This window comes from Dactylosporangium sp. CA-092794 (assembly GCF_050948465.1).
Classification (GTDB): Bacteria; Actinomycetota; Actinomycetes; order Mycobacteriales; family Micromonosporaceae; genus Dactylosporangium.
The window spans coordinates 6,669,472-6,689,223 of the sequence record NZ_CP192044.1 but is presented as its reverse complement, the minus strand read 5'-3'; the positions used below and the strand labels follow the sequence as shown (position 1 = coordinate 6,689,223).

The window sequence follows — 19,752 nt, the reverse complement described above, 5'->3', positions numbered from 1 at the left end:
CCAGCAGCCATGCGCCAACCATGCGATGAACGGGGCGCGGTGCACAAGACCGCCGCGCTACTCATCCAAGCTCCTCGATGGCCAGGGCGGCGGCCTCGGTACGGGTGCGGGCGCCGAGCTTGCGCATGCCGGAGCGGATGTGGGTCTCCACGGTCTCGCGGGAGATGCCCAGCTGGCCGGCGATGCGGCGGGTCGGCTCGCCGTTGGCGACCAGGCGCAGCACGTCGCGCTCGCGGTCGGTGAGCTCGTCGCCGGCGCGGCGGCCGCGGGTGTCGCGGCGGATGCTGTGCCGGCGCAGGGCGCGGCGGGCGCGGCCCAGCAGGACGATCAGGCCGGCCTCCTCGGCGAGGCGCTCGGCCTCCAGCAGCGGCGGCACGGCCTGCTGCGGGGCGTCCTCGAGCAGGCCCTGGGCGAGCAGGCAGCGGACCTCCTCGCGGCGGGCGAGCTCGTGCCAGGCGGCGGCGGCCTCGGCGAAGCGGTCGGGGGCCTTCCAGGCCTCCAGGGTGGCGCGGACCGGGGCGAGGGGCGCGTCGGCGGCCGCGGCGTCGGCGGTGACGCCGGCGTCGTAGGCGGCCCAGCGGGCGGTGATCCGGCGCAGGCCGTCGACGAGCGGCGAGCCGGCGAGGGCGCTGTCCTGGCCCGGCTCGTAGGCCAGGTCGGGGCGGCCGTCGAGCCAGGCCGCCTCGCGGGAGACCCAGTCCAGGACGGGGCCGGCGGAGGCGGGGCGGTTCCGCAGGGCCTCGAGGCGGGCCCGGGCGGGGGCGAGCAGGCCGCCGTCGGCCTCGGCGAGGCTGGCCGCGGCGACGGCGTAGCCGCGGGCGAGGGCGGGCAGGGTGCGGTCGGCGAGGTCACCGGCGCGGCGGACGACCTCGTCGATCTCGGCGCCGCGCAGCGCGTCGCACCACAGCTGGGCGGCCAGGAAGCGGGTCTGCCAGCTGTAGGCGAGGTCGCCGGCGCAGGCGGCGGCCGCGGCGGCGGCGGCCTGGGCGGCCTCGGCGAGGCGGGCGTCGGCGGTGAGGGTCTCCACCAGCAGCCAGGCCGACCAGCGGGCGGCGAGGGCGTCGCCGGCCTGCCCGGCGGCGGAGGCGGCGGAGGCCAGGCCGTACTCCCAGCCGGGCTCGCGGGTGCCGGCCCGCACGGCGGCGATGGCGGCGCGCAGGCCGGGGTGGGCGGGCGCGTCGCCGTGGATCTTGAGGAGCTCGTCGGCGCGGGCGAGGGCGCCGGACGGGTCGGTGGTGAGCATGGACAGCAGCCGGATGCGGTCGCGGCCGCCGATGACCTCGGCGGGGGCGTCGTCGGTGACGGCGGTGACGGCGGCCGCGGCGGCGACCGGGTTGCCCTGCTGCAGCAGGGCCTCGCCGCGCAGGACGGCGGCGACCGGGTCGGTGGTGGCCGGGTCGAGCACGCGCAGGCAGGAGCCGGGGCGGCCGGCGGCCAGGGCGGCGCGGGCGGCGGCGGTGCGTACCTGCGGCTCGGCGTCGACGCCGGGCAGGTCGCAGGCGAGCAGGAGCAGCTCGGCGCGGTCGCCGGAGGACTCGGCGGCCGCGGCGGCGGTGACCGCGACCTGGTAGGCCTCGGCGGGGGCGCCGGCGGCGGCCAGGTGGCGGGCGGCCTCGCGGGGCGGCACCAGGGTGGCGAGGCGGCGGTGCAGGGCGGCGCGCTCGGCGGTGTCGAGCAGGCCGGCGGCGACCTCGGCGGTGTACGGGGAGACGGGCGCGGCGACGCCCTCGGTGAGCTCGACGAGGCCGGTCTCGACCAGTTCGGTGAGGCCCTCGCCGAGGACGGTGGCGGTGACCGGCCGGCCGAGCAGGCCGAGCGCGGCCATGGCGGTGCGGGCCGGGCGGTTCAGGTCGGCCAGGGCGCCGGCGACGGTGTAGGCGAGGCCCTTGTCGAGGCCGTCGCCGGTGTCACGGGGGGTGCCGCCCTGGGCGACGTGCTTGGCCAGCGCGGCGACGGCGAGCGGGACGCCGCCGGCGCGGCGGACCAGGTCGGCGACGACGGCGGTGGAGGCCGACGGGGCGAGCTGGCGGACCAGCGCGGCGGCCGCGTCGGGGGGCATCGGCGGCATCGCCAGCCACGCCCCGGCCTGCTGGGCGGCGGCGCGCAGGGCGCGTTCGGCGTCGCCGGGGAGACGATGGGGTGTCCGCAATGTGACAACAATCCGACAGTGTTCGGCGATGGCCGGGAGTGCGGCGATCGTCAGCGGATCCGCCCACTGGAGGTCGTCAAGCAGTAACAGTCCGTTACGGACGCGGGAACGGACGGCCTCGGCGAGCAGCGGTGCCTCGTGTGACGGCAGTCGCACCCGCACCGCCCGCGACAGCGGCAACGCCGGCACGCCGCGCAGCATCGCCAGGGCACCGCCGCTGAACACCGGACCCCGGAAGGACTCCCCCAGCCGCTTGAGCACGCTCGTGCGGCCCGTGCCCGGCGCGCCCGCGATGACCACCAGACCGGGGTTGTGCAGGGCCTCCACGGCCGCGGCGGTCAGCTCCGCGGGCGGCCACGCCCCGGCAGGAACACTCGCCCGGCCGACCACCGCCGACCCGGCCGCCGGGGCGGCGGCGGGCTCATCAGTCGGTGCCTCAGGCACGGGAAGCCTCCATTCCTGGCACGAACATGGGATCCTGCGCGCGCAGGATATTCGTAATGTGTGTGCCGTACGTGCGGGACATGACGGTACTGATCGCACCCAGGAGCGAAGAATGAGCGAGGTCCACCCCTTGGACACCCGAGGGTACGTCGGCATTGTGGCTGAACCCACCGGCCTCGCGCAGTCGGTGATCAGTCTGTGCCGCGCCGCGAAGCGGAGCTGACGCCGTGGCTCCAGGACCGCTGAGCTCCCGGGTGGGCGACCTGTGCGCCGAGGTCGGCAACCGCCTCGGCGGCGCGGCGCAGGCCCAGGTGGTCGACGTGCGGCGGCGGCTGGGCGAGCCGCTGCGGGTCGCGATCGCCGGCCGGCTCAAGTCCGGCAAGTCCACCCTGGTCAACGCCCTCATCGGCCGGCGGGTCGCGCCGACCGAGGTCGGCGAGTGCACGCGCATCGTCACCCAGTTCCGCTACGGCACGTCCGACCGCGTCGACGTGGTCAAGCGCAACGGCGCCCGGGTCAGCCTCCCGCTCGACGAGGCCGGCATGATCCCGCAGCGCCTCGGGGTGGCCCGCCACGAGGTCGCCTACGTCGACGTCACGCTCACCAGCGACCACCTGCGCGACCTGACCGTCGTGGACACCCCCGGCCTGTCCAGCGCCAACACGTCGGTGTCCGACCAGGCCCGCCGGTTCCTGTTCTCCGAGGCGCCGATCGACGACGACCTCGACTCGGACTCCGCCGGCGCGCTGTCCGGCGCCGAGGCGATCATCTACGTGTTCACGCAGTCCGTCCGCGAGGACGACGTGCAGGCCCTGGAGGCGTTCCGGTCGATCTCGGCCCGGCTGTCGAGCAACCCGATCAACTCCCTCGGGCTGTTCAACAAGGTCGACAAGCTCGCCGGCGGCGGGCAGGACCCGTGGCCGATCGTCGCGCCGCTGGCCAACGACCAGTCGAAGGTGCTGCGCCGGGTCGTCTCCGACGTCGTGCCGGTCGTCGGGCTGCTCGCCGAGACCACCGAGGCCGGCCGGCTCACCGCCGCCGACTGCGAGGCCCTGCGCCAGCTCGCCGCCCTGCCCCAGGGCGAGCGGACCGTGCTGCTGGCCTCCGTCGACCTGTTCACCACCCGCGAGTGCCCGGTCACCCGCGAGTCGCGGGAGCGGCTGCTGCGCCTGCTGGACCTCTACGGCATCAGCTTCGCCATCGCCCAGCTGGTCGCCAAGCCCACCCTCGCCACCGGCGAGCTGGTCCGGATGCTGTTCCAGGCCTCGGGCTTCCCCCGGCTGCGGCAGACCCTCGACCACGCCTTCCGGTGGCGTACCGACGCGATCAAGGCCGGCTGGGCCCTGTCCAGCCTCGAGAAGATCGCCAGCCACGCGGAGCGGCCGCACGACCGGGAGCTGCTGCGCGACGCCATCGAGCGGGTGCTGCAGCAGCCCGAGTCGCACCGGCTGCGCCTGCTGGAGGTGGCCCAGCTGGTCACCACCGGCGCGGTCGACCTGCCCGACCAGATGGAGGGCGAGCTGACCCGCCTGGCGCTGTCCAACGACCCGGGCTGGATCCTCAACCTGCCCAGCGCCGACCGCGACCAGATGGTCCGCGCCGCGCTGGACGCGGCGACCCGCTGGCGCGCGTACGCCGTCGCCGGCGCCAGCCCCTCCCAGTCGCGGGTCGCGCTCGTCGCGCACCGCGGCTTCTACCTGCTGTCCCAGCGCATCCGCGGCGGGGGCCAGGCCAATGTCCGATAACCGTGCGGCACGACCCAGCCCAGCCAGTTACCGAGGCCCCCACCCCCAGGAGCCGAAGATGTCCTCCAACAGCCTGCGCCTCGTCGCGGTCGCCGTCGCACTGATCATCTCGGTGCTCACCGGCGCGGCGACCGGCCTGCTCGCCGGCGAGCCGAACTGCCCCGAGCGGACGGTCACGATCCAGCTGTCCCCGAAGCCGGCGGAGACCAAGAGCGGCACACCGCAGGAGGAGCCGGACAAGGTGCAGCAGACCGCGCAGGCCCCGGTGCCCGCGTGCACCTCGCAGGAGTCGTTCGGGGTCAAGCCGGCCCTGGTCGCGTTCGTCGGCACGCTGTTCGTCGGCGCCGCGCTGCTGCTGTTGCTGCTGCTGTCCTCCCGCCGCCCGGCCGCGCCGGTGTCCGCCCCGGCCGGGCGCGGCGGCCAGGCCGACGCCGACCGGCGGGCGCTGGTCCAGGCGTCGATCTACGTGCGGGACCGGGTCACCAGCAAGGCCCTCGGCGACCGGCTCGGCGCCGCCCTGCACGAGGCCGGGGTCACCACCCTGGAACCGACCGGGGTGCGCTTCGACCCGGCCCACCACGAGGCCGGCGGCACCACCCCGACCAACGACCCGGGCCTCAACGGGCAGATCTCCGGCGTGGAGGTCCCCGGCTACGTCGACCGCGACGGGCGGGTCCTGCGGGCCCCGATCGTCACCGTCTTCCAGTCCGGCCGCAGCGCCGGCGGCCCGACCGGCGCGCAGCCGACCGTCCGCACCAGCCAGCACACCACGCAGCAGCCGCGCAGAGAGCAGCCACGATGACCTCGACCTCCAACCCGCCCGCCGGGGCGGCGGCGAAGAAGCCCGCCGACCCGACCGCCGCCCTGGGCAAGCTGCTCAAGGCCGGCGTCGAGGGCAGCCTCGCCTACCTGCGCAAGATCGACCCGGACGCGGCCGCGGACATCGACGCCGAGCGGCGCCGCGATGTGGTCCGGCCGCGCATCGTCGTGGTCGGCGAGACCAAGCGCGGCAAGAGCTCGCTGACCAACATGCTCATCGGCGTGCCGAACCTGTCCCCGGTCGACGCGGCCGTGGCCACCGCCTCCTACCTGGAGTTCATGCACAACCCGCAGCACGGCGCCCGCGCCTACATCCCCGGCCGGGAGGACCCGGTCCCGCTCGGCCTCGGCGACCTGCGCGACTGGGGCACCGTGCTGGGCCGGCTGCCCGACGGGATGCGCCCGCCGCGGCGGATCGAGGTGCACCACTCCGCGCCGCTGCTGCAGTACCTCACGCTCATCGACACCCCCGGCACCGGCGGGCTGGACTCGATGCACGCCGAGGTGGCCATGGACGCGGTGGAGAAGGCCACCGCCCTGCTGTTCGTCGTCGACTCGTCCTCGCCGTTCTCCAAGCCGGAGATGAACTTCCTCATCGAGGCCAGCAAGAAGGTCAACTTCGTGCTGTTCGCGCTGACGAAGGTCGACGCCTACCCCGGCTGGCGCACCATCCTCGCCGACAACAAGGGCCAGCTGCAGACCCACGCGCCCCGGTTCGCCTCCGCGCCGTGGTTCCCGGTCTCCGCCCGGCTGGCGGAGCTGGCCATGCAGATGCCGAAGGACGCCGCCGGCGAGCTGATCCGCGAGTCGCGCATCGCCGAGCTCCAGCACGCCCTCATCGACCTGGCCAGCAAGGGCCACCTGCTGGCCCAGGCCAACGTGCTGCGCTCGGTGCGCTCGGAGTATATCCGCGTCGACCAGGAGCTCGGCGACCGGATGAAGGCGACCGACCCCGACCCGGCCGACGCCGAGCGGGCCAAGGAGGAGCGCGCCCAGGTCGCGACCCGCAAGCGCACCGAGTCGCGGCAGTGGTCCCTGGCGCTGTCCACCGAGACCCAGCGGGCCCGGGTCGAGGCCACCACCCGGCTGCGCAACTACATCACGCAGCTGCAGGAACAGTTCATGGAGAAGATCGACAAGGGCGGCCGCGGCGACATGCAGGAGCTGCCCGCCGAGGTCGACAAGGCGCTGTACGCGCTCTCCGTGCGGCTGTCCCACGACCTCGAGTTCCGCTTCCGCAAGGTCGGCGAGCGGGTCCTGGCCCAGGTGTTCCACCCCAACGAGCTGCAGCACGTGCTGCGCGGCCTCAACGCCCGGCTGCGCCACGCCCTGGGCACCAAGCCGCGCCGCGAGCAGTCGGGTGACGGCGCGATGGTCGTCATGTCCTCGGCCGGTATGGCGATGATGGCCGCCCGCGTCCCGGGCATGATCGGCGGCGCGAGCGCGCTCGGCGCGATCGGGCTGGCCGGCGCCGGGCTCGTCCTGCCCGTCGTCGGCGTCGGCCTCGGCCTCGCCGCCGGCGCCTACATGATCTTCAAGCGCAAGAGCATGGCCGACAAGGTCCAGGCCCGCTCCTGGCTGCGGGAGGTCCTCGGCGAGGCCCGGGCCGCGCTGTCCGACGAGATCATGCACCGGTTCACCGACCTGCAGTACGCGCTGACCCTGGCCCTCGACGAGGCCATCGAGCGGCGGCTCAAGCAGCTCGACGCGCACATCGCCAACATCGACAAGTCCCTCGCGGAGGACAAGGCCGAGCGCGGCAAGCGCAAGGCGGCGCTCAACACCGAACGGGAGGGCCTGCGCTCCCGCATCAAGCAGGTCGACGAGGTGCTGGTGCGCATCCGCGCGCTCACCCCGAACGCACCCGGCGATGCGGGCGAAGCGCAGGCCGAGGCGTAGGGGGTTCCATGGACGGGCACTGGGAATGGTCCGAGGGCGGCGACGACGCCGACACCGCCGACCTGGGCGGCGACGGCGGCCACGACCTGCACGGTGACTTCGGCGACCACTACGGCACCGATGCCGAAGGCGGCGACTACGGCACGGGTGCCGACGGCGACCACTACCTGCACGGCGAATACGGTGGCGCCGAGGGCGGCGAGCACCTCGACGTCCACCACGGCGGGGACGACCTGGAAGAGCCGCTGGGCACCGAGCACGCCACCGCCGAGTACGACGAGGCCCTGCACCACGACCCCGACCCGGGCTACGACGAGTCCGCCCACGACCCGGCCGGCGCCGACCTCCACGACGACGCGCAGCACGACGTGCAGGCCGGCGAGCCCGAGGCGGCGTTCGGCACCGACCCCGACATCGACGCGCACGCCGACGACCCGGCCTGGCACGACGTGCAGTTCCCCGAGGAGCTGCACCTGCAGGACCCGCCGCAGCCCGTCGACGGGTTCCCGTGGACCGACGCCGACGTGCTCGGCGGCCCCGGCCACGACCTGTCCGCCGCCTACGACCCGGCCGGCGCCGGGCCCGCCGCGCCGGAGCCCGGCGGGCTGGCCGACTACGCCGGCGTCGACGTGCCGCCCGGCACCGACCCGTGGAGCCTGCTGCTGGGCTCCGACGACCCGGCGGCCAGCAGCCTCGCCACCTTCTGGGCCCCCCAGTAACCAGCACAAACGAAAGCGGCGGCGGTACGAGTACCGCCGCCGCTGTGTGATGACGCCGTCAGTTGAGGGCTGTGACGAGCAGGATCACGAACAGGATCGCCACCAGCACCAGGACCACGACGATCACCGCGATCCAGTTGCGCTCCGACGCCTCCCCCTGCTGCGCCGGCGCCTGCCGGGCCGCCTGCGGCGGGAACGGGCCGGGCCGGGGCGGCTGCTGCACCACCGGCTGCATGACCGGTGGGGGCGCCTGGACCGGCGGCTGCTGGACCACGGGCTGCGGCTGGGGGCGGAACACCGGCTGCGGCTGCACCTGCGGGCGCTGCTGGATCGGCTGCTGCACGACCGGGGGCCGCGGCGGCACGACCGGCGGGCGCTGCACCGCCGGCGACACCGGCACCCCGGACATCGGCGCCGCCGACACCGGGGCGTGCTGCGCCGCCTGCACCGGCCGCGGCTGGACCGGCGGGGGCTGGGTCACCGGGCGGGTCTGCACCGGCGGCGGCGTCACCTGCCGCGGGGTCCCGGACGCGCGGGCCGGGGTGACCGCCGCGCCGATGCACAGCGCCCCCTCGACCACCACCGTCTCCGGCTGCTCCAGCGTCGTCGGGGCCACGCCCAGCTCGGTGTGGATCAGGTGCGCCGCGAGCGGGATCCGGGACGAGCCGCCGACCAGGAAGATCCCGACCAGGTCCTTGGGCTGCAGCCGGGCCGACTCGATCGCCCGGCGCAGGCACGCCACGGTCCGCTCCAGATACGGCCGGACCAGCGTCTCCAGCTCCTCGCGGGTCAGGTGCGCGTCGATCTCCATCGAGGGCAGGTGGATGTCCGTCGACGCGGTCCGCGACAGCATCTCCTTCGCCCCGCGCACGTCCTCGTAGAGCATCCGGCGCAGCCGCCGGTCGGCGGCGTCGGCCGGGTTGGCCAGCGCCGCCCACTTCTCCGGGTGGCTGTCGGAGTAGGTCTTGCCGAGGTGCTCCACGATCGCGTGGTCGAAGTCGAGGCCGCCGACGTCGGCGAGGCCGTCCTCGGCGAGCACCTCGAAGCCGGACTGGGTGCGGCGCACCACGGTCGCGTCGAAGGTGCCGCCGCCCAGGTCGTAGATGGCCAGGCTGCGCCCCACCGGCACCGCCGAGCCGAGCACAGCGGTGAAGTACGACGCCGCGCCGACCGGCTCGGCGATCAGCCGCGGCGTGCCCAGCCCGGAGATCCGGGTCGCCTCGATGAGCAGGGACCGGCGCCGCTCGCCCCACCGCGCCGGGTGGGTGAGCCGCACCTCGTCCGGCGCCCCGCCCAGCTGCCGGCGGGCCTCCGTGTTCACCTGCGACAACACGTGCGCGAACAGGCGCGGCACCGGCATCGGATGCTCACCGATGAACACCTCGCCGTCGTCGATGCGCCGCTTCGGGTTGGGCTCGAAGCGGGCCGGGTCGAGCCGCGCGTTGCGCTCGGCGTCCCGGCCGACCAGGACCTTCCCGTCGGTGTTGAAATACAGGGCAGAGGGCAGCAGAGGGGAACCGTCGAACAGCAGCGGCCGCATCCGCGTGTCCGCCGTGCGGACCATCGCGACCGTGTTCGACGTGCCGAAGTCGATGCCGAGCACGCGCATGTGCGTCACCCTACCTTTGCCGTTCCACGCTCTGCGTCGGCCGTCAAGCCTGCCGTAACCCGCCGTTGCGCGAAGTTGACCGGAGATCGCTGCATACTGGCCGCGTGAGACAGCAGGTGCCCTACCTCGACGCGCCAGGACCGCTGGGCTTCGCCCACCGCGGCGGGGCGTCGGCCGGTGACGAGAACACGACAGCGGCGTTCGCCCGTGCGGCCGGACTCGGCTACCGATACATCGAGACCGACACGCACGCCACCGCCGACGGGGTCGCGGTCGTGTTCCACGATGACACGCTGGAGCGGCTGCTGGGACGTCCGGGTCGGATGATCGACTTACGCTGGGCCGACCTGCGCTCCGAGCGCGTCGGCGGCGCCGCCGCGGTGCCCCGCCTCGACGAGGTCCTCGACGCCTATCCGGACATCCGGTTCAACATCGACGCGAAGACCGACCACGCCGTGCGGCCCACCGTGGAGGCGGTGGCACGGCTCAACGCGCACGGGCGGGTCCTGCTCGCCTCGTTCTCCTCGGCCCGGCTGCGCCGGCTGCGTGCCGCCGCCGGACCGTCGGTGGCCACGTCGATGGGCATGCGCGAGGTCGCCGCGCTGTGGGCGGCGTTCCAGGTGGGTCGCCGTTACACCCCCGCCGCGAGCGTCGTGGCGGTCCAGATCCCGCCGCGGTACGGCCGGATCCGCCTCGCCGGGCGCCGGTTCATCGACCACTGCCACCGGTCCGGCCTGCAGGTCCACCTGTGGACCATCGACGACGCGGAGCAGATCGGCCACTTCCTCGACCTCGGTGTTGATGGCATCATGACCGATCACATCGAGGTGCTGCGCGAGGTGTACATCGCGCGCGGCATCTGGCACTGACCGCCACCCGAGGAAAGGTCCACTGTGGAGCAGGCCGTCGCCGAGCAGGCGCCACCCAGCAGCACCCGCCGCGAGCGGACCGGCTGGTATTTCTACGACTGGGCCAACTCCGCGTTCTCCACCACGGTCATCACCGTCTTCCTCGGCCCCTACCTGACCTCGATCGCGGAGACCGCCGCCGGCTGCAGCGACGACGCCTGCGACACCGCGGTCATCCACCCGCTCGGCATCCCGATCGCCCCCGGCGCCTTGTTCCCCTACACGGTGTCGCTGTCGGTGTTCCTCACCGTGTTCGTGCTGCCGGTCGTCGGCGCGATCGCCGACCGGTCGCCGCGCAAGAAGCAGCTCCTCGCGCTGTTCGCCTACATCGGCGCCGCCGCCACCGCCGGCATGCTGTTCCTCACCGGCGACCGCTACCTGCTCGGCGCCGGGCTGTTCCTGCTGGCCAACATCGCCTTCGGCGCCTCCGTCGTGGTGTACAACTCGTTCCTGCCGCAGATCGCCGCCGAAGCGGACCGGGACCGGGTGTCCAGCTTCGGCTGGGCCTGGGGGTACCTCGGCGGCGGCCTGCTGCTGCTGGTCAACGTCGCCGCCGTGCTCCTGAAGAGCAAGCTGGGCCTGTCCACCGGCGAGGTCGCCCGCTACAGCATCGTCTCCGCCGGCGTGTGGTGGGCCGGGTTCACCACCATCCCGCTGCTGACCCTGCGCAACCGGCCGGTCACCGACCCGGAGGCGGCCGCGGCCGCCGGCAACGTGCTCACCGGCGGATTCCGCCAGCTGTGGCACACCCTCAAGGGCCTGAAGGTGTACCCGCTGACCTTGTTCTTCCTCGTCGCGTACCTCATCTACAACGACGGCATCCAGACGGTCATCTCCCTGGCCAGCCAGTACGGCACCAAGGAGCTGCACCTGGATGACTCGGTGCTGGTGCCGACGATCCTCATGGTGCAGTTCCTCGCCTTCGCCGGGGCGCTGCTGCTCGGCCGGCTCGCCCGGGCCATCGGCGCGTGGAAGACCGTCCTGGTCAGCCTCGTGCTGTGGACGCTGGTCATCCTGGTCGCGTTCTTCCTGCCCGCCCGGCAGGCGGTGCCGTTCGTCATCCTCGGCGGCGCCATCGGCCTGGTGCTGGGCGGCAGCCAGGCCCTGTCCCGGTCGCTGTTCTCCCAGCTCATCCCCAAGGGCAAGGAAGGCGAGTACTTCGGCATCTACGAGATCTCCGACAAGGGCACCAGCTGGCTCGGGCCGCTGCTGTTCGGCCTCGCCTACGACATGACCCGCAGCTACCGGGTCGCGATCGTGTCGCTGCTCGTGTTCTTCATCGCCGGCTTCGTCGCGCTCGCCGCGGTACCCATCCGGCGGGCGATCGAGCAGGCCGGCAACACCCCGCCCGCCAAGCTGTGAACCGGCGGCTGTCGCCTCGGTGACACCCTGGGTTACTGTTCGGGTCGTGCGATACCGGCTGCTCGGTCCGCTGGAGGTCGAGGTCGCCGGGCGGCGGCTGGAGATCTCGGCGGCCCGGGACCGGGTCCTGCTCGTCATGCTGCTGCTGCAGCCCAACCGGGTGGTCACCCTGCCGCGGCTGGTCGACGCCGTGTGGGGCGACGCGGCCCCGGTGACCGCCCGGGCCCAGCTGCACACCTGCGTGTCCCGGCTGCGCCGGCAGCTGCCCGGCACCATCCACACCGACACCGCCGGTTACCGGGCCGTCGTCGCCGACGACGAGCTCGACACGCTCGTCTTCGCCCAGCTCGTCGCCGACGGGCGGGCCGCGATGGCGGCCGGGGAACTGCACACCGCCCGCAAGCACCTCCGCGACGCGCTCGAGCTGTGGCGCGGCCCGGCCCTCGCCGGCGTCGACAGCCCCAGCGTCCAGGCCGCCGCGGTGGCCCTGGAGGAGCGCCACCACGCGGCGCTGGAGGACTGCCTCGACGTCGAGCTGCAGCTGGGCCTGCAAGCGGAGCTGATCAGCCAGCTCACCGGCCTCGCCGAGCAGCACCCGCTGCGCGAGCGCCTCCACGGGCAGCTGATGACCGCCCTGGCCCGGGTCGGGCGCACCGCCGACGCGATCGCCGTCTACCTGCGCCTCGCCGACGCCCTCGACGAGCAGCTCGGCCTGGCCCCCGGCGCGCCGCTGCAGGAGCTCTACCGCGGGCTGCTGCAACCCCAGCCGGCCCCGCCCCCGGCCGCGGCCGCCGTCCCGTCCCGGCCCGCCGCGCCGGCGCCGACCCCGTGGACGCTGCCCCGCGACATCGCCGACTTCTCCGGCCGCGAGGACCTCGTCGCCCGGCTCGCCGCCGCCGGCGCCGGCCGCGACGACCTGCCCGTCGTGCTCACCGTCGACGGCATGGCCGGGGTGGGCAAGACCAGCCTCGCCGTGCACGTCGCACACCTGGCCGCCGACCGCTACCCCGACGGGCGGCTCTTCGTCGACCTGCGCGCCCACAGCGAACGCCCGCCGGTCGCCGCCCACGACGCCGTCGGGCTGCTGCTGCGCCACCTCGGCGTCGACGCCGAGGTGATCCCCGCCGACCCCGACGAGCGGGTCGCCCGCTGGCGCAGCGAGCTCGCCCAGCGGCGGATGCTCGTCGTGCTCGACAACGCCGCCGACCCCGGCCAGGTCGCCCCGCTGCTGCCCGGCGCCTCCGCCAGCCTGGTCATCATCACCAGCCGGCGGCGGCTCGGCGGCATCGACGGCGCGCACAGCGTCTCCCTCGACGTGCTCGACGACACCGCCGCCGCCCGGTTCGTCGCCACCGTCGTCGGCGAACGCGCCGAGCAGGACCCGCACGCCACCGCCGAGGTGGTCCGGCTGTGCGGCGGCCTGCCGCTCGCCCTGCGGCTGGCCGCGGCGCGGCTGGCACACCGGCCGTCGTGGAGCGTCGCCGACCTCGCCGAGCGGCTGCGCCAGGCCAACCCGGCCCCGATCGACCTCACCGTCGACGGGCGCAGCCCGCACGCCGCGTTCGACCTGTCGTACCGCCAGCTCGACGAGCCCGCCCGGCGGCTGTTCCGGCTGGCCGGGCTGCACCCCTCCGGAGAGTTCGGGATGCGGGCCGCCGCCGCCCTGGCCGACCGGCCGATCCGCGACACCGACGAGCTGCTCGGCCGGCTCGTCGACGCGCACCTGCTCATCGAGCCCGTCGCCGGCCGGTTCCGGCTGCACGATCTGCTGCGCGAGTACGCCGCCCAGCTCGCCGCCGCCGACCCCGAGCGCGACGCCGCCACCCGCCGCATGCTCGACTTCTATCTGCAGTCCACCGCCGAGGCGACCCGCCCCTGGGAGCACGGCCGCCGCCGCGGCCCCCTCGACGGCGCCCAGCTGCTGCCGTCCGTGCCCCGCTTCGCCGACACCGCCGCCACCCGCCGCTGGCTCGACCTGGAGATCGGCAACCTGGTCGGCGCCACCCAGCTCGCCGACCGCCTCGGCCTGCACCGCCACACCTGCCTGCTCACCCGGGCGCTGTGGAGCTACCTGTTCCGCAACTCGATGAACGACGTCTCCATCGACCTGCACCGCCGCGCCCTCGCCGCCGCCGAGACGCTTCGCGACGACGACCTGCAGGCGATGACCCACAACTACCTCGCCTCCGCCTACGCCCGGGCCGGCTACCAGGACGAGGCCGCCCAGCACCTGACCCGGATCGTCGAACACCCGGTGTGGGGCAACCGGGCCAAGACCAACCTCGCCGCCGTGTACCAGTTCTCCGGCCGCCTCGGCGAGGCCCTCGACCTGCTCGAGGCGTCGCTGCGGGCGATCTACCCCAACGAGGCCGTCGTCTTCGGCGGCCAGTGGAGCTGCCTGGCCACCGTCCTGCGGCTGCTCGGCCGCACCGGCGAGGCCCTCGCCTCCGCCCGCAACACCATCGCCGCCGGCCGGGTCGGCGGCGCGCCGCAGCTCATCACCTCCGGCGTCCTCGAGCTCGGGCTGATCCGGCAGCGGCTCGGCCGGCACCGGCTCGCGGTGCTGCTGCTGGGCTGGATCGCCGACCACCCCAGCCCCGAGATCGGCCCGGCCGCCCCGTGCGAGGCCCGCAGCCACCTCGGGCTGAGCCTCATCGCGCTGGGCGACGTCGGCGAGGGCCTGCGGCTGCTGCACGCCGCCCAGGAGCAGGCCGAGCACCTCGACCCGTACACCGCCTGCCTCGCCGCGAACAACCTCGGCGCCGGCCTGCACGCCATCGGCCGGCTCGACGACGCCAAGCTGCAGCACGCCGTCGCCCTGGAGCGGGCGATGCGCAGCGGCTACCGCTACGAGCAGGCCCGCGCCTACCACGGGCTGGGCTTGTGCACCACCGAGCCGCGGCTGGCCCGGCAGCGGCTGCAGACCGCCCTCGACCTCTACGACGCGATGGGAATCACCGAACGCGACGACGTCGCTGCCAGTCTGCGCGCCCTCGGCGGGCAGTAGGCTTCCACGCCGTGACCCCAACCGACGACGACCCGGACGCCTGCGTGGCCGCCGGCGACAGCCGCCTGCGCCGCGGCGGCCGGCTGAAGTTCTTCTACGGCCCGATGGACTGCGGCAAGTCCACCCTCGCGCTGCAGATGGACTACAACCATGCCCGGCAGGGCCGCCACGGCCTGGTCCTCACCACCATCGACCGGGCCGGCCCCGGCCGGCTGTCCACCCGCATCGGCCTGGGCAAGGACGCCGTCGACGTGGCCGGCCTGGACCTGGTGGCCCTGGTCCGCGACCGGTGGGCCCGCGGCATCCGGGTCGACTACCTCATCTGCGACGAGGCCAGCTTCTACACCGTCGAGCAGATCGAGCAGCTCGCCGACCTGGTCGACACCTCCGACGTCGACGTCTACGCCTTCGGCCTGGCCACCGACTTCCGCACCGCGCTGTTCCCGGCCGCGCGGCGGCTCTTCGAGCTCGCCGACGAGGTCACCAAGGTGCAGGTGGAGGTACTGTGCTGGTGCGGCCGCCCCGGCCTGCTCAACGCCCGGGTCGTCGACGGCGTGATCGCCCGCCAGGGCGACCAGGTGGTGATCGGCGACACCACCGGCGTGCCGGACACCGCCCCGCCGCGGGACGTGCACTACCAGGTGCTGTGCCGCCGCCACCACCGCGTCGGCGACCTCGGCCCCGCCGCCCGCACCGGCGGCCAGCTCCGGCTGGTCTGACCGCCCGCGCTGCCGCGTCCCGTCCTTACGGCCGCATCGCCCGCCGACCGTGACACTGTCACCGTTTCGACCGTGACACTGTCACGGTTCTCGACGCTGACAGTGTCAGGGTTCTCGACGGTGACAGTGTCACCGTTTCGACCGTGACAGTGTCAGGGTTCTCCGCGGCGCCGCACGATCCGCAGGGCCCGTCAACGGTGACAGTGTCACGGTTTCGACGGCGACACTGTCACGTTCTCCGCGGCGTCGCACGATCCTCGTGATCCTTGTTGACCAGGGACGCCGCGGCTCAACCGCGACACTGTCACCGTCAACCCGCGACACTGTCACCTGACACTGTCACGGTTTTCGACGGTGACAGTGTCACCGTTTCGACCGTGACACTGTCACGGTTCTCCGCGGCGGTGCCCAGCTCGCCCGCGACCGGGGCGGGATCACGTCCGCTGGTGTGATGTATGGAGGCCAGGCGCCTGATCGTGCTGGTTGATGCCCGGCGCCCGGCGCATGGCCACCGGCGGAACACAAGCGGTCATCGGCGCCGCCCCCCGGTGCGGATGTCGCACCAGGCGGGCGCAACCTGCGATCCGCGCGACCGGACCGGACGTATGTCTCCGTGATCATGCTGCCCGCGGTGACCGCACACCGGGTTTGCCATGTTCCCGGAGACTTTCGGTACACGGGGGTACATCAGCGCTCCACGATCATGAAAAACCGTTGGTGTCGATGCCGGTTGCGCATGATCACGGAGACTTCCGGTCCCTGCGCGGCGCGGGGTGCAGCGCCCGCCGTCTGGGCCAGGGACGGCGCGGCTCGCGACCGTGACAGTGACAGTGACAGTGACAGTGTCACGGTCGGTCGGCGGCGTCCTGGACCGCGCTCAGCTTGTCCGGGTTGGCGACGTTGTACACCGTGGCGATCCGGCCGTCGGCGTCCAGCTCGAACGTCAGGGTGGCGATCACCCGGCCCGGGCCGCGGAAGACCACGCCCGGGCCGCCGTTGAGCTCGGCTGGCTCGGCGCGCATGTCGGACGGCGCAACCCCTTCGTAGGCGACGTTGCCCACGCCGGCGAACCAGCGGGCGACTCGGTCCGCGCCGGCGATCGGGCGCAGCGCGGCCCGGACCTTCCCGCCGCCGTCGGTCCACAGGGTCACGTCCGGCGCGAGCAGCTCCAGCAGGGTGTTCACGTCGCCGCCCCGCGCGGCGGCCAGGAACCGCTCGGTGACCTGCCGCTGCCGGGCCGGGTCGGCGGCGAAGCGGGGCCGGCGGGCCCGCACGTGCTCGCGGGCGCGGTGCGCGGCCTGGCGCACCGCCTCCTCGGAGCGCTCCACCGCCGCGGCGATCTCGGCGTGGCTGAAGTCGAACACCTCCCGCAGCACGAACACGGCCCGTTCCAGGGGGCTGAGCGTCTCCAGCACGACCAGCATCGCCATCGACACCGACTCGGCGTCGGTGATCGGGCCGGCCGCGTCGCCGGTGGTGAGGATCGGCTCCGGCAGCCACGGCCCGACGTAGGTCTCGCGCCGCCGCCGGGCCGAGCGCAGCCGCTCCAGGGCCACGTTCGCCACGACCCGGGCCAGGTAGGCGCGCGGATCGGCGACGGTCGAGCGGTCGGCGGCCTGCCAGCGGATCCAGCTGTCCTGCACGGCGTCCTCGGCGTCGGCGGCGGAGCCGAGGATGCGGTACGCCACCGAGAACAGCAGCCGCCGGTGCACGTCGAACGGGTCGTCGCTCACGCCGCGGCCTCCCGGCGGGTGTACCGGCCGCCGCGGGGCCACCAGGCGCCGGACGCCGGCAGGCGCAGCATGCGGGCGAAGGTCGGCCAGGGCGCGGCGCTCACCGTCTCCTTGTACCGCGCCGCCACCCGCCCGGTCAGGAGCAGCGGGCGGGGGCGGCCGTCGGGGCGGGTGAACTGCACGACCGCGTCGCGACGGCCGAGGCTGACCGGCGTGTGGTAGTACCCGAACCGGAACGGCCGCGGAGCCCGCCCGGCCAGCTGCCGCACGATCGACAGCGCCGCGTGGACCCCCGTCGGCATGCCGCTCTGGCAGGTGCCGTGCATCAGCCCGTAGCCCTGCCGGATCGCGGCCGCGTCGCCGACCGCGTACACGTCCGGGTGCGACACCGAGCGCAGCGCCGCGTCGGTCACGATCCGGCCGAGCCCGTCGACGGCCAGCCCCGCCGCCGCGGCCAGTGGTGCCGCCCGGGTGCCGGCCGCCCACAGCACCGCGCCGGCGGCCACCCGCTCGCCGCCGGCCAGCTCGACCGCGTCCGGCAGTACCTTCGCCACCTCCACGCCGGCCCGTACGTCGACGCCGAGCCGCCGCAGCGCCGCGGCCAGGTAGGCGCGGGCCCGCGGGTGCAGCCCGGCGCCCGGCTCGTCCCGGCCGAGCAGTACCACGCCGAGCCGCGGGTACCGTTCGGCGAGCTCCGCGGCCGCCTCGACGCCGGTCAGGCCGCCGCCGCAGACCACGACCGGGCCGCCGGTGAGCCGGCCGAGCCCGTCGGCGAGCCGTTCCGCGTCACGCAGGCTGTCCAGGGTGTACGCGTGGTCTCCGGCGCCCGGGACCGCGCCCAGGTCGGCGCCGGACCCGAGCGCATACACCAGCGTGTCGTAGCCCAGCTCGCGGCCGTCGCCGAGCCGGACCGTCCGGGCCGCCGGGTCCACCGCCGTCACCCGCCCGCACACGAACCGCGCGCCGGCGTTGCCGAGCAGTTCCCGCAGGCCGTACCGGGCCAGGGGCTGCCCGGTCGCCGCCATGTGCAGCCGCAGCCGCTCGGTGAACCGCTCGTGCGCGTCGACCACGCTCACCTCCACGTCGCCGCGGCCCTTCGTGCGGGCCGCGAGCTGCACCGCGGCGCTCATTCCCGCGTACCCCGCACCCAGCACCACCACTCGCATCGTCGTCCTCCAAGTCTGTCGGATCGGTTGCCGACCAGGTGATGGGTGCGGGGCCCGCGGGCGTGACACGCCCCGGCCGTGACGGCGGTCTCAGCCGGCCGGCAGCAGCGCGGCGTTCCGCCGCTCCAGCCAACGGCGCCCCGGCCCTGGCCGCCTACCTCCCGGCGTTCGCCGGCCGCCGCCACACCACGGGCCTGATCACGCTGACCCTGTCCGGCTCCCGCATCTCCGCGGTGACCCGCTTCGACAACACCGCCCTGCCCCGCTTCGGCCTCCCCGCCGCGGGGCCCGGCGCAGCGACCGGAAGTCTCCGTGATCATGCCCACCGGGGCATCGACACCAACGGTTTTTCATGATCGTGGAGCGCTGATGTACCCCCGTGTACCGAAAGTCTCCGGGATCATGGCAAACCCGCGGTGCGGCCACGCGAGCATCATGATCACGGAGACATACGCCCGCCCCGGCGTTCAGATCGACCCGGTCGTCGAGCCGGTGCGGGATCCGATAGGCCAGGTAGCCGTTGAACGCCTTGTCCCGCAGTATCGACGGATTCATGCGGCCGCGATCCCCGCGGCGGACGGCATGCCCATGGATGGACCTTATGCCCGTGGCCATGCCCGCAAGCCCAGCACGGGCGCGGGACCGGGTGGAAGGGCGGTGGACAACTACCAGTTCTTGCGGCGTAAGCGGCCCGCGTACAGGGCGAGCAGGGTCAGCACGGCCACCGACAGGCCGAGGACAATCCAGGCGAAATGCATGCCGCGACGGTACCGTCGCGGGCCGGTCCGGGGCGTCGCACGCAGGGGTGACAGGTGGGCTTGGTACCGTCCGGGGCGATGACCACCGACTTCGTCCTGGCCAACACGCGGCTGTCGGCGGTGCCGCTGACTCCCGAGGTACACCTGCGGCTGGCCGAGGAGGCCATCGAGCTGTGGGAGCGGACCGAATCCGATCACGGCGCGCAGCTGGCGCCGCCGTTCTGGGCGTTCGCGTGGGCGGGCGGGCAGGCCCTGGCCCGCTACGTGCTCGACCACCCGGCGGTGCTGGCCGGGCGGGGCGTGCTGGACCTGGCCGCCGGGTCGGGGCTGGTGGCGATCGCGGCGATGAAGGCCGGCGCGGCGCGGGTGACCGCGGTGGAGATCGATCCCCTGGCGGTGGCCGCGATCGGCGTCAACGCGGAGGCGAACGGGGTGGCGGTGACCGCGCTGCTGGCCGACGTGCTCGAGCAGGAGCCCGGCGAGGACGTGGTGCTGGCCGGGGACGTCTTCTACAGCCGGGAGATGACCCGGCGGATGCTCGGCTACCTGCGCCGGGCCGCCGCCGCGGGCGCTACCGTGCTGGTCGGGGACCCGGGCCGGGCGTACCTGCCGAAGGAGCACCTGACCCTGCTCGCCGAGTACGACGTGCCGGTACCGGCGACGCTGGAGGACACGCCGGTGAAGCGCACCACGGTGTGGGCGGTCAATCCCTAAA

General features: G+C 74.3%; 14 protein-coding genes. 10 read left to right on the top strand and 4 right to left on the bottom strand.

Features of this window, described 5'->3' with window-relative positions; translation table 11 throughout:
• Positions 1-61: 61 nt before the first annotated feature.
• Complete coding sequence (locus ACQPXD_RS28315; protein ID WP_432824347.1) at positions 62-2,593, bottom strand: LuxR C-terminal-related transcriptional regulator; 2,532 nt, start codon at positions 2,591-2,593, stop codon at positions 62-64.
• Positions 2,594-2,820: 227 nt separating this feature from the next.
• Between ACQPXD_RS28315 and ACQPXD_RS28310 the strand changes: the two genes are divergently transcribed.
• The 4 genes from ACQPXD_RS28310 to ACQPXD_RS28295 are packed head-to-tail and all read left to right on the top strand — an operon-like array spanning position 2,821 to position 7,775.
• Positions 2,821-4,338 carry a dynamin family protein gene (locus ACQPXD_RS28310; protein WP_432824346.1) on the top strand — a complete coding sequence of 506 codons (1,518 nt, stop codon included), beginning with the start codon at positions 2,821-2,823 and terminating at the stop codon, positions 4,336-4,338.
• Positions 4,339-4,396: 58 nt separating this feature from the next.
• Positions 4,397-5,140, top strand: a complete 744-nt coding sequence (gene grpE / locus ACQPXD_RS28305) for a nucleotide exchange factor GrpE (protein ID WP_432824345.1) — start codon at positions 4,397-4,399, stop codon at positions 5,138-5,140.
• Positions 5,137-7,056 (top strand): dynamin family protein, encoded by a 1,920-nt coding sequence (locus ACQPXD_RS28300; protein ID WP_432824344.1) that lies wholly within the window; start codon positions 5,137-5,139, stop codon positions 7,054-7,056. The genes grpE and ACQPXD_RS28300 overlap by 4 nt, the downstream gene beginning before the upstream one ends.
• An 8-nt stretch (positions 7,057-7,064) precedes the next feature.
• Positions 7,065-7,775, top strand: coding sequence for a hypothetical protein (locus ACQPXD_RS28295; RefSeq protein WP_432824343.1), 711 nt, complete (start codon positions 7,065-7,067; stop codon positions 7,773-7,775).
• 58 nt (positions 7,776-7,833) lie between these two features.
• On the opposite strand, the gene ACQPXD_RS28290 is transcribed toward ACQPXD_RS28295, so the two are convergent.
• Positions 7,834-9,384 carry an Hsp70 family protein gene (locus ACQPXD_RS28290; RefSeq protein ID WP_432824342.1) on the bottom strand — a complete coding sequence of 517 codons (1,551 nt, stop codon included), beginning with the start codon at positions 9,382-9,384 and terminating at the stop codon, positions 7,834-7,836.
• 104 nt (positions 9,385-9,488) lie between these two features.
• Between ACQPXD_RS28290 and ACQPXD_RS28285 the strand changes: the two genes are divergently transcribed.
• Genes ACQPXD_RS28285 through ACQPXD_RS28270 form a run of 4 tightly spaced genes read left to right on the top strand, consistent with a single transcriptional unit; the run spans position 9,489 to position 15,380 of the window.
• Positions 9,489-10,253 (top strand): glycerophosphodiester phosphodiesterase family protein, encoded by a 765-nt coding sequence (locus tag ACQPXD_RS28285; RefSeq protein WP_432824341.1) that lies wholly within the window; start codon positions 9,489-9,491, stop codon positions 10,251-10,253.
• A gap of 24 nt (positions 10,254-10,277) precedes the next feature.
• The gene (locus ACQPXD_RS28280) at positions 10,278-11,654 is read left to right on the top strand and encodes an MFS transporter (protein ID WP_432824340.1); all 1,377 of its coding nucleotides are present in this window, start codon (positions 10,278-10,280) and stop codon (positions 11,652-11,654) included.
• A 46-nt stretch (positions 11,655-11,700) separates the two neighbouring features.
• Positions 11,701-14,661: a BTAD domain-containing putative transcriptional regulator gene (locus ACQPXD_RS28275; RefSeq protein ID WP_432824339.1), complete on the top strand. Its 2,961-nt coding sequence runs from the start codon at positions 11,701-11,703 to the stop codon at positions 14,659-14,661.
• 11 nt (positions 14,662-14,672) lie between these two features.
• Positions 14,673-15,380 carry a thymidine kinase gene (locus tag ACQPXD_RS28270; RefSeq protein ID WP_432824338.1) on the top strand — a complete coding sequence of 236 codons (708 nt, stop codon included), beginning with the start codon at positions 14,673-14,675 and terminating at the stop codon, positions 15,378-15,380.
• Positions 15,381-16,225: 845 nt separating this feature from the next.
• Here ACQPXD_RS28270 and ACQPXD_RS28265 read toward each other — a convergent pair.
• Both ACQPXD_RS28265 and ACQPXD_RS28260 read right to left on the bottom strand, forming a co-directional pair.
• Complete coding sequence (locus ACQPXD_RS28265) at positions 16,226-17,113, bottom strand: RNA polymerase sigma-70 factor (protein ID WP_432824337.1); 888 nt, start codon at positions 17,111-17,113, stop codon at positions 16,226-16,228.
• Positions 17,110-18,279, bottom strand: a complete 1,170-nt coding sequence (locus ACQPXD_RS28260) for an NAD(P)/FAD-dependent oxidoreductase (RefSeq protein WP_432824336.1) — start codon at positions 18,277-18,279, stop codon at positions 17,110-17,112. Before ACQPXD_RS28260 ends, ACQPXD_RS28265 begins: the two co-directional genes overlap by 4 nt.
• 62 nt (positions 18,280-18,341) lie before the next feature.
• On the opposite strand from ACQPXD_RS28260, the gene ACQPXD_RS28255 reads away from it, so the two are divergent.
• Together ACQPXD_RS28255 and ACQPXD_RS28250 are read left to right on the top strand one after the other, a co-directional pair.
• Positions 18,342-18,635 carry a hypothetical protein gene (locus ACQPXD_RS28255; protein ID WP_432824335.1) on the top strand — a complete coding sequence of 98 codons (294 nt, stop codon included), beginning with the start codon at positions 18,342-18,344 and terminating at the stop codon, positions 18,633-18,635.
• Positions 18,636-19,115: 480 nt separating this feature from the next.
• Complete coding sequence (locus ACQPXD_RS28250; protein WP_432824334.1) at positions 19,116-19,751, top strand: class I SAM-dependent methyltransferase; 636 nt, start codon at positions 19,116-19,118, stop codon at positions 19,749-19,751.
• Position 19,752: the final 1 nt, after the last annotated feature.